The organism is Pseudomonas sp. F(2018), from assembly GCF_005508865.1.
Lineage (GTDB): Bacteria > Pseudomonadota > Gammaproteobacteria > Pseudomonadales > Pseudomonadaceae > Aquipseudomonas.
The window spans coordinates 161,206-175,278 of record NZ_SCOM01000005.1; the positions used below are offsets into that span (position 1 = coordinate 161,206).

A 14,073-nucleotide genomic window follows, 5' to 3' on the forward strand; every position below is an offset into this window, starting at 1 on the left:
GTCTCCGCAGAATTTGTCGGCGATTATGCCTGTTGCCGAAGCGGGTGCTAGCGACCGGCGAGTCAGCCGTCTAGTATGGGGAGCACCAACGTCCGTTAGGAGGCACGCCATGCCGACCAACAATAAGAAGTCCGTCAGCACCCCTTTGCATCTGCTTCAGCAACTCTCCCACAGCCTGCTCGAACATTTGGAAAAGGCCTGCGCGCAAGCTCTGGTCGACGCCGAAGAACTGCTCACCAAACTGGAAAAGCAGCGCGGCAAGGCGCAAGAAAAACTCCACGACACTCGCACCAAACTGCAGGACGCTGCCAAGGCCGGCAAGGCCAAGGCGCAGGACAAGGCCAAGGCCGCCGTGGCCGAACTGGAAGACCTGCTCGCCAGCCTCAAGACCCGTCAGGCCGAGACCCGCGCCTACATCGTGCAGCTCAAGCGCGATGCCCAGGAGAGCCTGAAGCTCGCCCAGGGTGTGGGCAAGGTACGTGAGGCGGCGAACAAGGCACTCAGCAGCCGCGCCGTCGCCAGGACTGTGGTGAAGCCGGCAGCCAAACCGGCGGCGAAGAAAGCCCCCGCCAAGCCCGTCGCCAAGGCTGCAGCCAAATCTGCCGCCAAGGCCGCTGCAAAACCTGCTGCGAAGTCGGCCGCTAAGCCTGCTGCAAAAGCCGCGGCCAAACCGGCCAGCAAAGCCGCCGCCAAACCTGCTGCCAAGACTGCGGCAAAACCGGCTGCCAAGCCGGTCGCGCAAAAGGCCGCCAGTGCAGCCAAACCCGCCGCCAAGCCTGCAGCCAAACCAGCCGCTAAGCCCGCTGCCAAACCTGCTGCGAAGAGCGCCGCCAAACCTGCGGCCAAGCCTGCTGCGAAGGCCGCCGCAAAACCGGCAGCCAAGCCAGCGGCCAAACCCGCCGCTAAACCGGCCGCCAAGGCCCCGGCCAAAGCTGCTGCTGCCAAGGCTCCGGCCAAGGCCGCTGCCGCCAAGCCGGCCGCGAAGCCCGCAGCCAAACCGGCGGCCAAGGCTGCGGCGAAACCCGCTGCCAAGCCAGCGGCGGCCAAACCTGCGGCCAAGCCGGCAGTGAAAGCCGCGGCGAAGCCTGCCGCCAAACCGGCTGCAAAACCTGCGGCGAAACCCGCTGTGAAGAAGCCGGTCGCAGCCAAGCCGGCGGCCGCCAAACCTGCCGCCAAGCCGGTAGCCAAACCGGCGGCCAAGCCTGCAGCGGCGAAACCGGCCGCACCGGCCAGCGCAGCCACGCCGACTCCGGCGCCTGTCGCACCGGTCGCCGGCAACGGCACCACCCCGCCCGGCGTCTAAGCCGGGTTGGCCGCGGCGCGCAGCAGTTCGCGCGCGTCGCGGTCGCTGACCAGCTGCTCCAACCAGGCCACGGCTTCGTCCGTGGCCTGCCATTTCTGCGCTACCCCTTCCAGCCGCCTGAGCAGCTCCTGCTCGGCCTCCAGCTCCAGTGCCTTGACCTGCTCGCGCAGCCGCGCCTGGGCCGGGTCGCTCACGCTGTCGGTCTTCCAGCCACGCCGGAGTTCGCGCAGTGGCTGCACCACCTGGCGCTGCCAGGGATCGGCGATACCGCGCAGCTGTTCGAGGAGCTGCGCGTCGCAGGCGACTCGTCGCCGCTCCAGCCATAGCGCGCAGAGCAGCAGGCAGACATCGGCACCTTCGTCCTGCAGGCGCAGACAGGTCCGTTCCACGCCGGGGCGCGCGTAGCAATAACTGGCAAAACTCCACAGGTCAGACGGCATGCGGCTCTCCGGGCTATGGTGGGGCGAAGCTGGTAGACTCCGCCGCCATCATGATTCGACTGCTCAATCTTACTCTGCAACGTGGTCCGCAACGCCTGCTCGAAGGCGCCGAGCTGACCCTGCACGCCGGCCAGAAGGTCGGCCTCATCGGTGCCAACGGCGCCGGCAAATCCAGCCTGTTCGCCCTGCTGCGCGGTGAGCTCGGCCCTGACGCCGGCGACTGCCTGCTGCCGGCCGACTGGCGCATCGCCCATATGCGCCAGGAGGTGGACAACCTCGAACGCCTGGCCACGGACTATGTGCTCGATGGCGACGTCCAGCTGCGCGCCATTCAGGCCGAGCTGAGCAAGGCCGAGGCAGCGCATGACGGCAGCGCCATCGCCCGTCTGCACACCGAGCTGGATAATGCTCAGGGCTACACGGCCGATGCCCGTGCCCGCAAGCTGCTGGCCGGACTGGGCTTCACCGCCGAACAGATGGACAAGCGTGTCGGCGACTTCTCCGGTGGCTGGCGCATGCGCCTCAACCTGGCCCAGGCGCTGATGTGCCCATCCGAGCTGCTGCTGCTCGACGAGCCGACCAACCACCTGGACCTCGACGCCATCCTCTGGCTGGAAGAGTGGCTGAAGAGCTACCCCGGCACCCTGCTGCTGATCTCCCACGACCGCGACTTCCTCGATGCGGTGGTCGACCATGTGGCGCATCTGGAGCAGCAGAAGCTGACCCTCTATCGCGGCGGCTACTCGGCCTTCGAGCGCACCCGCGCCGAACGCCTGGCCCAGCAGCAGCAGGCCTACGAGAAGCAGCAGGCGCAGCGCGCGCACATGGAAAAGTACATCGCCCGCTTCAAGGCCCAGGCCACCAAGGCACGCCAGGCGCAGAGCCGGATCAAGGCCCTGGAACGCCTGGAAGAGCTGGCGCCGGCGCATGTCGATTCGCCGTTCGACTTCGTCTTCCGCGAGGCGGACAAGGTCTCCAGCCCGCTGCTCAACCTGTCCGAGGCGCGCCTCGGCTATGGCGACAAGACGGTGCTGGACAAGGTCAAGCTGAGCCTCGCCCCCGGCGCGCGCATTGGCCTGCTCGGCCCCAACGGCGCCGGCAAGTCGACTTTGATCAAGACCCTGGCCGGTGATCTCACCGTGCTCGATGGCAGCCTGGCGCGCGGCGAGAACCTGGCCATCGGCTACTTCGCCCAGCACCAGCTCGATGCCCTCGACCCCAAGGCCAGCCCGTTGCTGCACGTGCAACGCCTGGCGCCTAGCGAGCGCGAGCAGACCCTGCGCGACTTCCTTGGCGGCTTCGACTTCCGCGGCCCGCGCTGCGACGAACCGGTGCTGAACTTCTCCGGTGGCGAGAAGGCGCGCCTGGCCCTGGCCCTGATCGCCTGGCAGAAGCCCAACCTGCTGCTGCTCGACGAACCGACCAACCACCTGGACCTGGAAATGCGCCTGGCGCTGACCATGGCTCTGCAGGATTTCGCCGGCGCCGTGCTGGTGGTGTCGCACGATCGCCACCTGCTGAAGAGCACCACCGACGAGTTCATGCTGGTCGCCGATGGCCGCATCCAGCCGTTCGATGGTGATCTCGACGATTACGCCCGCTGGCTCATCGACTTCCGTGCCCGCCAACAGCCGCAGAGCGCGGCCACTGCGCCGAGCGCGGACAAGACCGACAAGCGTGCCCAGCGCCAGGCCGCCGCCGCCCTGCGCCAGCAGCTCGCTCCGCACAAGCGCGAGGCGGAGAAGCTGGAGAAGGAGCTGGGCAAGGTCCACGACAAGCTCGCCGCCATCGAGGAGCAGCTCGGCGACAGCGGCCTGTATGAGGCGGCGCGCAAGGACGAGCTGCGTGAACTGCTGGCCGAGCAGGCGCGTCTGAAGGGAGTCGAGGCCGAGCTGGAAGAGGCTTGGCTGCTGGCCCTGGAAACCCTCGAAGAGCTGCAGCGCCAACTGGAGGAAGCCGACTGATGGAGGAGCTGGGTCTGCTCGCCGCCTGGCGCGAGCCGCTGGTGGTCGCCGCGCAGATACTGCTGATCCTGTGTCTGGCCTGGTTGGCGCAGCGCATCGTGACCCGCGGCATCACCCGCCTGGATGCCCGCTACACGCTGCTGCCGACGGAGATCCTGTTGCCGCTGCGCGGCCTGTTGCGCTGGCTGATCGTCGGCAGCGCGGCGATGCTGGTGCTGGAGCGCCTGGGCGTGTCCGCCGAGGTGCTGTGGGCGGCGCTGACCGGCTTCGCCGCCGTCGCCGCGGTGGCCTTCTTCGCCATCTGGAGCGTGCTCTCCAACATGTTCTGCGCCCTGCTGATCTTCAGCATGGGCCCGTTCCGCATCGGCGATACGGTCGAGCTGCTCGACGGTGGCGACAAGCCCGGCATCAAGGGCCGGGTGCTCGGCGTCAACCTGTTCTACACCACCCTGGAAGACCACGGCGCGGACGCCAGCGGCGGCCTGCTGCAGGTGCCCAACAGCCTGTTCTTCCAGAAGACCGTGCGCCGCTGGCGCTGAACCCTTTCTCTCACTCTCTCGGAGCATCCCGCAGATGGAATGGCTGACCAGCCCGGAAATCTGGGTCGCGTTTCTGACCCTGACCGCCTTGGAAATCGTCCTCGGCATCGACAACATCATCTTCATCTCGATCCTGGTCAGCCGCCTGCCGGCGGCCCAGCAGCCGAAGGCGCGCTTCTTCGGCCTGGCCCTGGCGATGGGCACGCGCATCCTGCTGCTGTTGTCGATCACCTGGGTCATGCAGCTCACCAACGACCTGTTCCACCTGTTCGGCCAGGGCATTTCCGGGCGTGACCTGATCCTGTTCTTCGGCGGCCTGTTCCTGCTGTTCAAGAGCACCATGGAAATCTTCCATAGCCTGGAGGGTGCCGAGGAGGCCCAGCAGGGTGGCGGCAAGGCCCGTGGCTTCATGGGCATCATCATCCAGATCGCCATCATCGACATCGTCTTCAGCCTGGACTCGGTGATCACCGCCGTCGGCCTGGTGCAGCACGTGCCGGTGATGGTCGCCGCCATCGTCATCTCGGTCCTGGTGATGATGCTGTCGGCCAGCACCATCAGCTCCTTCATCGACAAGCATCCGTCGCTGAAGATCCTCGCCCTGTCGTTCCTCATCGTGGTCGGCACCGTGCTGATCGCCGAGGCCTTCGAGGTCCACGTGCCGAAGGGCTACGTCTACTTCGCCATGGCCTTCTCCCTGGCCGTGGAAGCGATCAACATCCGCATCCGTGGTGCCATGGCGCGGCGCAAGGACAGCGAACCGGTACAGTTGCGCAAGGGTTCGCCGGACTGACTGATACTGTGCAGCGTTGAAGCGGAGGGGTAGGCTGAAAGGCCTGCCCCTTTTGCTTTCCGAGGTACTCGCCATGGCTCTCGACACCTGGCTCGCTTTCTTCGTCGCCTGCTGGGTGATCAGCCTGTCGCCGGGTGCCGGCGCCATCGCCTCGATGTCCAGCGGCCTGCAGTACGGTTTCTGGCGCGGCTACTGGAACGCCCTCGGCCTGCAGATCGGCCTGGCCCTGCAGATCGCCGTCGTCGCCGCCGGCGTCGGTGCCATCCTCTCCGCCTCGGCCCTGGCCTTCAGCCTGATCAAGTGGTTCGGCGTGGCCTACCTGGTGTGGCTGGCCATCGCCCAGTGGCGCGCGCTGCCCAGTGACCTGGCCACTGGTGCCGCCGAGCGCCCCATCGGCCGGCCGCTGACCCTGGTGCTGCGTGGCTTCCTGGTCAACGCCAGCAACCCCAAGGCGGTGGTGTTCATGCTCGCCGTGCTGCCACAGTTCATCCATCCGCAGGAGCCGCTGCTGCCGCAGTACCTGATCATGGGCGTGACCATGATCGTGGTCGACCTGATCGTCATGGCCGGCTACACCGGCCTGGCCTCCCGCGTGCTGCGCGCCCTGCGCACGCCGCGTCAGCAGCGCCTGATGAACCGCACCTTCGCCGGCCTGTTCGTCGGCGCCGCCGCGTTGCTGGCCACGGTCCGCCGCGCCCCGGTGTAAGCGACTCGAACAGACTGTTCGAACTCTTGTTACAGGATGTGTCGGTTTCTGCTTGAGTGAAGTCGTTAGCCAGGCAACAATTCGCATTCCGCTCTTCCGGGATGCCCCGATGTCTGCCCTCCGCCTCATGCGTTTCTGCCTGCTGCCCCTGCTCATGCTGAGCAGCCTGTCCGCCCTGGCCCAGCCCGTCGTACCGGCCATCACCCCCGATCCGGGCCGCGGCGCGCCGCTCTACGCACAGCACTGCGCCGTGTGTCACGGCGATGCCGGTGCCGGTGACGGTCCCGCCGCCCTCGGCCTGGAACCGCCGCCCGGCGACCTGCGCGACGCTGCGCGGCTGGACCGCCTGAGCCTGCACGACCTGTTCGTGGTGATCGGCCAGGGCAGGGACGGCAGCGACATGCCGGCCTTCGCCGACCAGCTGGACGAGCGCCAGCGCTGGGACCTGGCCAGCTATATCGCCGGTTTCTCCGCCGCGCCGGTGGCGGCCGCGAGCAAGCCCTTCGCCCTGGCCGACCTGGCCGGCAAGACCCCGGCCGAAGTGGCCGCGAGTGGTGGCGACGTGGCCGCCTTCCGCGCCCAGCGCGCCCATCCGCCGCTGCAGCAGCGTGGCCCGGGCGAGCTGATCGAGCACACCCGCAGCACCCTGCAGCAGAGCCTGCAGGCCTATCGCGCCGGCGAGCACGAGCAGGCCTTCGACCTCTCCGTCGGCGCCTACCTGGAAGGTTTCGAGCTGGTCGAGGGTGCCCTCGACAACCTCGACCCGCAGCAACGCAAGATCACCGAGAAGGCGCTGATGGCCTACCGGCAGGGACTGCAGGACGGCGTCACGCTGGCGCAGGCGGAGCAGGCCCTGGCCGTCGCCACGGCCGAGCTGGACAGGTCCGCCGCGCTGCTCGCCGACGGCGCGATGAGCGACTCGCTGAGCTTCTTCTCCAGCCTGCTGATCCTCCTGCGCGAAGGCCTGGAGGCGATCCTGGTGCTGGCGGCGATCCTCGCCTTCCTGCGCAACACCGGCCAGCAGCAGGCCGCGCGCAGCGTGCACATCGGCTGGGGCCTGGCGCTGCTGGCCGGCTTCGCCACCTGGGCGGTGGCGGCCTACCTGATCGATATCAGCGGCGCCCAGCGCGAGCTGCTGGAAGGCGCCACCGCGTTGTTCGCCAGCGTGGTGCTGCTGTGGGTCGGCGTGTGGATGCACGACCGCCGGCATGCGGCGGCCTGGCAGGACTACATCAAGAGCAGCCTGGTCGGCGGCGGCGGGCGCTTCGGCTTCGCCGTGCTGGCGTTCTTCTCGGTGTACCGCGAGCTGTTCGAGGTCATCCTGTTCTACGAAACCCTGTGGCTGCAGGCCGGCCCCGCCGGCCATGGCATGGTCCTGGCCGGTGCCGCCTGCGCCCTGGTCGTGCTGCTCGGCCTGGCCTGGGTGATCCTGCGTGGCTCGCGCAAGCTGCCGCTGGCCGCCTTCTTCAGCGCCAACGCCGTGCTGCTCTGCGTGCTCTCGGTGGTGTTCGCCGGCCATGGCGTGGCGGCCCTGCAGGAAGCCGGCGTGCTCGGCACGCGACCGGTGGCATTCTTCGAATTCGACTGGCTGGGCATCCATGCCGACGCCTGGAGCCTCTGCGCCCAGGCCCTCGCCCTGGCCGGCATCGCCACCCTCTACGGGCGCAGCTGGCTGGGTGAGCGGCGCCGCGTGGCAGCGGCTACCATGCCGGCCTCGTCCGAATAAGAGTGCCGAAGATGCGTGTATGGATCGACGCCGATGCCTGCCCCCGGCTGGCCCGTGACCAGCTGGTGAAGTTCGCCCTCAAGCGCGGCTTCGAGGTGGTGCTGGTGGCCGGGCAGGCCGTGGCCAGGCCGAACTTCGCCTGCGTGAAGCTGGTGGTGGTGCCGAGCGGCCCGGATGCGGCGGACGATTATCTGGTGGAGCACGCCGTGCCCGGCGAGCTGGTGATCTGCAGCGACATCCCGCTGGCCGACCGCCTGGTGAAGAAGGGCGTGGCGGCGCTGGACCCGCGCGGCCGCGAATTCGACGAGCGCAACATGGGCGACAAGCTGGCCACCCGTAACCTGTTCGCCGATCTGCGTGACCAGGGGCAGATGGGCGGCGGCCAGGCCGCCTACTCGGAGAAGGACCGCCAGGCCTTCGCCAATGCGCTGGATCGCATCCTGACCCGCCTGATGAAGTAGCCCGGATGCAATCCGGGGGCGGAGTTGCCTGTTTCCCGGATTGCATCCGGGCTACTCGCTGCTCCGAGTCGCCTGAGGCGCCCTCACCCTAGCCCTCTCCGGAGGGAGAGGGAACAGATCAGCTCCGCGGGCTACCCGCACAGATAGGTGCCGGTACCCACCGCCACCAAGGTGCCGTCATCGCTGTGCAGTTCGGTGCGCACCACCGCCACCTTGTTGCCCGAGCGCAGCAGCACCGCCGTGGCGGTGAAGGCCTGGCCGCGGCCGGGGCGCAGGTAATCGACGCGCAGGTCGATGGTGCCGAGCTTGGCCAGGCGCGCCATGCGCTCGTTGGCCGGCAGGTGCTGGTGGCGCTCGAAGGCGCCGATCAGCGCCATGGCGCCGCCGGCCACGTCGAGCAGCGAGGAGATCACCCCGCCGTGGAGGATGCCCTGGACGAAGTTGCCGATCAGCTCGGGCTTCATCGGCAGGCTCATCACCACCTTGTCGACGCTCAGCTCTTCCAGGCGAATGCCCAGTACCTGGTTGAAGGGGATGCGCTGGAAGAAGCTGGCGACGGCGTCGCGCAGCTCGGTGGTGAGTTCGAAGGGTTGTTGCATGGGGCGGTCTGTCCTGCGGGTCGAGGGCCCCACGCTGCCGCAGTTCGGCGGCGCTGGCCAGGGGCGCGGCGGGTGTGCCGCGCACTATGGCCGTATCAGCCTTGCGCCGGCTGGGCCAGCTCCAGCACGCGGTCGACCAGCTTGTTGATGCCGGCGGCGGCCTCGGCGATGGACTCGGCGAGCATGTAGGCCGGGGTGCTGACCAGCTTGCGCTCGGTGTCCTCGACTATGTCTTCCACCGTGCACTCGACGTGCTGGCCGCCCATGGCGGTGAGGCCGGAGACGGCGGGGTCGTCCTCGGCGCCCAGGGTGCAGGTCACGCCTTCGCCGTAGATCTTCGCCGCCAGGGCCGGCGCGATGCAGATCAGGCCGACCGGCTTGCCGGCCTGGGCGAAGGCCTGGGCGGCGGCCAGGACGTCCGGCTGCACGCTGCAGCCGGCGCCTTCCACGGCGAAGTTGGAGAGGTTCTTGGCCACACCGAAGCCGCCCGGCAGGATCAGCGCATCGAACTGCTCGGCCTTCAGTTCGCGCACGTCCATCACGTCGCCGCGAGCGATGCGCGCCGCCTCGGTGAGCACGTTGCGGCTCTCCGGCATTTCCTCGCCGGTGAGGTGGTTGATTACATGCATCTGCACCACGTTGGGGGCGAAGCATTGCACCTGGGCGCCGCGCTGATCCAGGCGCAGCAGGGTGATCACGCTTTCGTGGATTTCCGCGCCGTCGTAGACGCCACAGCCGGAAAGGATGACCGCGACTCGTTTGTGCATGCTGTTCTCCATTGGCCAAGCAATAAGTCGATGTCCCAGTTTCGCCGATTGCCCGACACAGCGTCGAGCGACGGCATGTCGCCAAATGCCACCCGGGCTGGCATTCGCCGCCGCGAGTGGTCGGGCGGGCAGGAATAGGATCAGCTTAGGTCAACCTGTGCAGTGCCGAACCATGAACCTGATCCTGCTTGCCGTGCCCTTCTTCTTCCTGCTCATCATCGCCGAGCTGATCACCGATCGCGTGCGCGGGGTGAGCACCTATCGCCTGGCCGATTCGCTGAACAGCCTCAGCGCCGGCGTGCTGTCCCAGGCCAGCGGCCTGCTGAGCAAGACCATCGCCGTGCTCGGTTACGCCTTCGCCTACGAGCACCTGCACCTGACCGTGTTGCCGGACGAGCCCTGGGTGTGGGTGCTGGCCTTCGTCGCCTACGACTTCTGCTACTACTGGAGCCACCGCTTCGGCCACGAACGCAACGTGTTCTGGGCGTCCCACGTGGTGCACCACCAGAGCGAGGACTACAACCTCTCCACCGCCCTGCGCCAGACCAGCACCGGATTCCTGCTGAGCTGGATCTTCTACCTGCCGATGGCCTTGGCCGGCATCCCGCCGGTGGTATTCGTCACCGTCGGCGCGCTCAACCTGCTCTACCAGTACTGGGTGCACACCCGGCACATCGCCAAGCTGGGCTGGTTCGAGTGGTTCTTCATCACCCCCTCCAACCACCGCGTGCACCATGCGCAGAACCCTATCTACATGGACCGTAACTACGGGGGCGTGTTCATCCTTTGGGATCGCCTGTTCGGCACCTTCCAGGAGGAGCTGGACGAGCATCCGGTGGTGTTCGGCGTGAGCGTGCCGCTGCGCAGCTGGAACCCGCTGTGGGCCAACGTGCAGTTCTACGTGCAGCTATGGCGCGATGCGCGGCGCGCCGAGTCCTGGTGGGACAAGCTGCGCATCTGGTTTATGCCCACCGGCTGGCGCCCGGCCGATGTGGCGGCGCGCTATCCGATCGACAAGCCGGACCTGGCCGCCTTCCGCAAGTTCGAGGTGCCGCTGAGCCGTGGCCAGAAGCTCTACGCCGGCCTGCAGTTCGCCAGCTACGTGGCGGGCACCAGCTGGCTGCTGGTCGTGGCGGCGCAACAGAGCCTCGGCGTGCTGGCCGGCGCGTGGCTGTGGGTGGCCTTCGGTCTGTACTGCATCGGCACCTGGTTGGAGAACCGTCCGTTCGCCCGCCCGCTGGAGGCGCTGCGCCTGGGCCTCAACCTGCTGGCGCTGCTCTGGGCCCAGCAGGTCGGCCTGATTGGCGGCGGCAGCCTGTCCTGGGCGCTGCTGGCGATCTGGAGCCTGGGCAGCCTGATCTGGCTGTTCTGGCCGGGCCGTGCCCAGGCGCAAACGGCCTGAGGGAGCCACGGAACTGCGGCTGCCCGTCGCAGTTTGGGTGTGGCAGACATTATTTGGTCATAATGGCCGGGTACAACTGTCACACTCGCCCGCCGTGCGGGTTCTGGAGTCCGTCGTGAGCTTTACCCCCGCCAATCGCCTGTTCCCCGCTACCCGCCTGCGTCGCAACCGTCGCGACGAATTTTCCCGTCGCCTGGTGCGTGAGAACGTGCTGACCACCGACGACCTGATCCTGCCGGTGTTCGTCCTCGACGGCGCCAACCGCCGCGAGGCGATCCCGTCGATGCCGGGCGTCGAACGCCTGTCCATCGACCTGCTGCTGCAGGAGGCGGAGCGCTGGGTGGAACTGGGCATTCCGGCCCTGGCGCTGTTCCCGGTGACCCCGCTGGAGAAGAAGTCCCTCGACGGCAGCGAGGCCTGGAACCCGGACGGCATCGCCCAGCGCGCCATCCGCGCCCTGCGCGCCAAGTTCCCGGAGCTGGGGGTGATCAGCGACGTGGCCCTGGACCCCTTCACCACCCACGGCCAGGACGGCATCCTCGACGACTCCGGCTACGTGATGAACGACGTGACCGTGGACGCCCTGGTCAAGCAGGCCCTGTCCCACGCCGAGGCTGGCGCCCAGGTGGTGGCGCCGTCGGACATGATGGACGGCCGCGTGCAGGCCATCCGCGAGGCCCTGGAGCTGGCCGACCAGCACAACGTGCGGATCATGGCCTACTCGGCCAAGTACGCCAGCGCCTACTACGGCCCGTTCCGCGACGCGGTCGGCTCGGCGGCCAACCTGGGCAAGGCCAACAAGGCCAGCTACCAGATGGACCCGGCCAACGGCGACGAGGCCCTGCACGAGGTGGCGGCGGACCTGGCCGAAGGCGCCGACATGGTCATGGTCAAGCCGGGCATGCCCTATCTGGACATCCTGCAGCGGGTGAAAAGTGAATTCCGCGTGCCGACCTTCGTCTACCAGGTCAGCGGTGAGTACGCCATGCACATGGCGGCCATCCAGAACGGCTGGCTGAGCGAGGCGGTGATCCTCGAATCGCTGACCGCCTTCAAACGCGCCGGCGCCGATGGCATCCTCACCTACTTCGCCGTGCGTGCGGCAGAACTCTTGAACGCGGGGCGCTGAGCCGCCCCAGGGAAGCAAGGCAATGAATACCGAGGGACTCAGCAACAAGCAGATCGCCGACGCCCAGCTCGAGGCCGAGCCGCAGGCACCGTTGGAAGTCGTGGCCGAGGCGGTCGTGCCGGTGGTCGAGCCCGAGCCGGCGCCCCCGGCGCTGCCGATCCCCGGTCTGGATGACAGCAGCCTGTACATCCACCGCGAGCTGTCGCAGCTGCAGTTCAATATCCGCGTGCTGGAACAGGCGCTGGACGAGTCCTACCCGCTGCTCGAGCGCCTGAAGTTCCTGTTGATCTTCTCCAGCAACCTCGACGAGTTCTTCGAGATCCGCGTCGCCGGCCTGAAGAAGCAGATCAACTTCGCCCGCGAACAGGCCGGCGCCGACGGCCTGCTGCCGAGCCAGGTGCTGGCGCGCATCTCCGAGATCGCCCACGAGCAGGTCGACCGCCAGTACGCGCTGCTCAACGACGTGCTGCTGCCGGAGCTGGCCAAGCACCAGGTCAACTTCATCCGCCGGCGCTACTGGACCACCAAGCTGAAGACCTGGGTGCGCCGCTACTTCCGCGACGAGATCGCGCCGATCATCACGCCGATCGGCCTCGACCCGACGCACCCGTTCCCGCTGCTGGTGAACAAGAGCCTCAACTTTATCGTCGAATTGGAAGGGGTTGATGCCTTCGGCCGCGACTCCGGTCTGGCCATCATCCCGGCGCCGCGCCTGCTGCCGCGGATCATCCGCGTGCCGGAGGAAGTGGGTGGGGCAGGGGACAACTACGTGTTCCTCTCGTCGATGATCCACGCTCACGCCGACGACCTGTTCCCCGGCATGAAGGTCAAGGGCTGCTACCAGTTCCGCCTGACCCGTAACGCCGACCTGTCGGTGGACACCGAGGACGTCGAGGACCTGGCCCGCGCCCTGCGCGGCGAGCTGTTCAGCCGGCGCTACGGCGACGCCGTGCGCCTGGAAGTGGCCGAGACCTGCCCGCCGCAGCTGTCCGACTACCTGCTCAAGCAGTTCAACCTGAGCGAGAGCGAGCTGTACCGGGTCAACGGTCCGGTCAACCTGACCCGCCTGTTCAGCATCACTGGGCTGGAGAGCCACCCGGAGCTGCAGCACGCGCCCTTCACGCCGGTGATTCCCAAGCTGCTGCAGAACGCCGAGAACATCTTCAGCGTGGTCGGCAAGCAGGACATCCTGCTGATGCACCCCTTCGAGTCCTTCACCCCGGTGGTCGACCTGCTGCGCCAGGCGGCGAAAGATCCGCACGTGCTGGCGATCAAGCAGACCCTGTACCGCTCCGGGGCCAACTCGGAAATCGTCGATGCGTTGGTCGAGGCGGCGCGCAGCGGCAAGGAAGTCACCGCGGTGATCGAGCTGCGCGCGCGCTTCGACGAGGAGTCCAACCTGCAGCTGGCCAGCCGCCTGCAGGCCGCCGGTGCGGTGGTGATCTACGGCGTGGTCGGCTTCAAGACCCACGCCAAGATGATGCTGATCCTGCGCCGCGAGAACGGCGAGCTGCGCCGCTACGCGCACCTCGGCACCGGCAACTACCACGCCGGCAATGCCAAGCTGTACACCGACTACAGCCTGCTGACCGCCGACGAGGGGCTGGGCGAGGACGTGTCGAAGCTGTTCAACCAGTTGATCGGCATGGGCAAGACCCTGCGCATGAAGAAGCTGCTGCACGCGCCCTTCACCCTGAAGAAGACCCTGCTCGACATGATCACCCGCGAGGCGCAGTTCGCCAGCGAGGGCAAGCCGGCGCACATCATGGCCAAGGTCAACTCGCTGACCGATCCGAAGATCATCCGCGCGCTGTACAAGGCCAGCCAGATGGGCGTGCGCATCGACCTGGTGGTGCGCGGCATGTGCTGCCTGCGTCCCGGCGTGCCGGGGGTGTCGCACAATATCCACGTGCGCTCGATCGTCGGCCGCTTCCTCGAGCACAGCCGCATCTACTACTTCGGCAACGGTGGCGACGAGCAGCTGTTCCTCTCCAGTGCCGACTGGATGGAGCGCAACCTCGATAAGCGCGTGGAGACCTGCTTCCCGATGGAGGGCAAGAAGCTCATCACCCGGGTCAAGAAGGAGCTGGAAAGCTACCTGTCCGACAACACCCAGGCCTGGGTGCTGCAGCCGGACGGCCGTTACCTGCGCCTCAGCCCGTTCGGCAACGCCAACCCGCGCAACGCCCAGGCGGCGCTGCTGGACAAGCTGACCGCGCCGCAGGTGCGCTGAGCAAAGGCACC

The 14,073-nt window shown here is 67.6% G+C and carries 12 protein-coding genes and 1 pseudogene; 10 read left to right on the plus strand and 3 right to left on the minus strand.

The genetic code is table 11. The annotated features are described in order from the left end of the window. Positions 1-109: 109 nt before the first annotated feature. Complete coding sequence (locus FFS62_RS20200) at positions 110-1,303, plus strand: AlgP family protein (protein WP_137974649.1); 1,194 nt, start codon at positions 110-112, stop codon at positions 1,301-1,303. On the opposite strand, the gene FFS62_RS20205 is transcribed toward FFS62_RS20200, so the two are convergent. Beyond that, positions 1,300-1,743 carry a TIGR02444 family protein gene (locus FFS62_RS20205; RefSeq protein WP_137974650.1) on the minus strand — a complete coding sequence of 148 codons (444 nt, stop codon included), beginning with the start codon at positions 1,741-1,743 and terminating at the stop codon, positions 1,300-1,302. The genes FFS62_RS20200 and FFS62_RS20205 overlap by 4 nt on opposite strands. 50 nt (positions 1,744-1,793) lie before the next feature. On the opposite strand from FFS62_RS20205, the gene FFS62_RS20210 reads away from it, so the two are divergent. From FFS62_RS20210 to FFS62_RS20235, 6 genes and pseudogenes are all read left to right on the plus strand, one after another. Further along, positions 1,794-3,707: an ATP-binding cassette domain-containing protein gene (locus FFS62_RS20210; RefSeq protein WP_137974651.1), complete on the plus strand. Its 1,914-nt coding sequence runs from the start codon at positions 1,794-1,796 to the stop codon at positions 3,705-3,707. Beyond that, entirely contained in the window at positions 3,707-4,246 is a 540-nt protein-coding gene (locus FFS62_RS20215; protein WP_137974652.1) for a mechanosensitive ion channel family protein, read from the plus strand. The genes FFS62_RS20210 and FFS62_RS20215 overlap by 1 nt, the downstream gene beginning before the upstream one ends. Before the next feature lie 34 nt (positions 4,247-4,280). Next, the gene (locus FFS62_RS20220; RefSeq protein ID WP_137974653.1) at positions 4,281-5,039 is read left to right on the plus strand and encodes a TerC family protein; all 759 of its coding nucleotides are present in this window, start codon (positions 4,281-4,283) and stop codon (positions 5,037-5,039) included. Positions 5,040-5,112: 73 nt separating this feature from the next. Beyond that, positions 5,113-5,745 (plus strand): homoserine/homoserine lactone efflux protein, encoded by a 633-nt coding sequence (gene rhtB / locus FFS62_RS20225; protein ID WP_137974654.1) that lies wholly within the window; start codon positions 5,113-5,115, stop codon positions 5,743-5,745. A gap of 193 nt (positions 5,746-5,938) precedes the next feature. Next, positions 5,939-7,471, plus strand: a pseudogene (locus FFS62_RS20230) (FTR1 family protein); the annotation flags it as partial. An 11-nt stretch (positions 7,472-7,482) separates the two neighbouring features. Continuing rightward, a complete protein-coding gene (locus tag FFS62_RS20235; protein ID WP_137974655.1) occupies positions 7,483-7,932 on the plus strand; it encodes a YaiI/YqxD family protein in 450 nt (149 codons plus the stop codon). A gap of 131 nt (positions 7,933-8,063) precedes the next feature. On the opposite strand, the gene FFS62_RS20240 is transcribed toward FFS62_RS20235, so the two are convergent. Together FFS62_RS20240 and elbB are read right to left on the minus strand one after the other, a co-directional pair. Beyond that, a complete protein-coding gene (locus tag FFS62_RS20240) occupies positions 8,064-8,531 on the minus strand; it encodes a thioesterase family protein (RefSeq protein ID WP_137974656.1) in 468 nt (155 codons plus the stop codon). A 95-nt stretch (positions 8,532-8,626) separates the two neighbouring features. After that, a complete protein-coding gene (elbB, locus tag FFS62_RS20245) occupies positions 8,627-9,298 on the minus strand; it encodes an isoprenoid biosynthesis glyoxalase ElbB (protein ID WP_137974657.1) in 672 nt (223 codons plus the stop codon). A gap of 172 nt (positions 9,299-9,470) precedes the next feature. Here elbB and FFS62_RS20250 point away from each other — a divergent pair, with 172 nt between their 5' ends. The 3 genes from FFS62_RS20250 to ppk1 all read left to right on the plus strand — a co-directional run bounded on the left by FFS62_RS20250 (position 9,471) and on the right by ppk1 (position 14,062). Then, entirely contained in the window at positions 9,471-10,700 is a 1,230-nt protein-coding gene (locus FFS62_RS20250; RefSeq protein ID WP_137974658.1) for a sterol desaturase family protein, read from the plus strand. Between the two features lie 115 nt (positions 10,701-10,815). Beyond that, on the plus strand, positions 10,816-11,829 hold the full coding sequence (gene hemB, locus FFS62_RS20255; RefSeq protein ID WP_137974659.1) for a porphobilinogen synthase: 1,014 nt from the start codon (positions 10,816-10,818) through the stop codon (positions 11,827-11,829). A 22-nt stretch (positions 11,830-11,851) separates the two neighbouring features. Further along, positions 11,852-14,062 carry a polyphosphate kinase 1 gene (gene ppk1, locus FFS62_RS20260; protein WP_137974660.1) on the plus strand — a complete coding sequence of 737 codons (2,211 nt, stop codon included), beginning with the start codon at positions 11,852-11,854 and terminating at the stop codon, positions 14,060-14,062. The last annotated feature ends 11 nt before the right edge of the window (positions 14,063-14,073 follow it).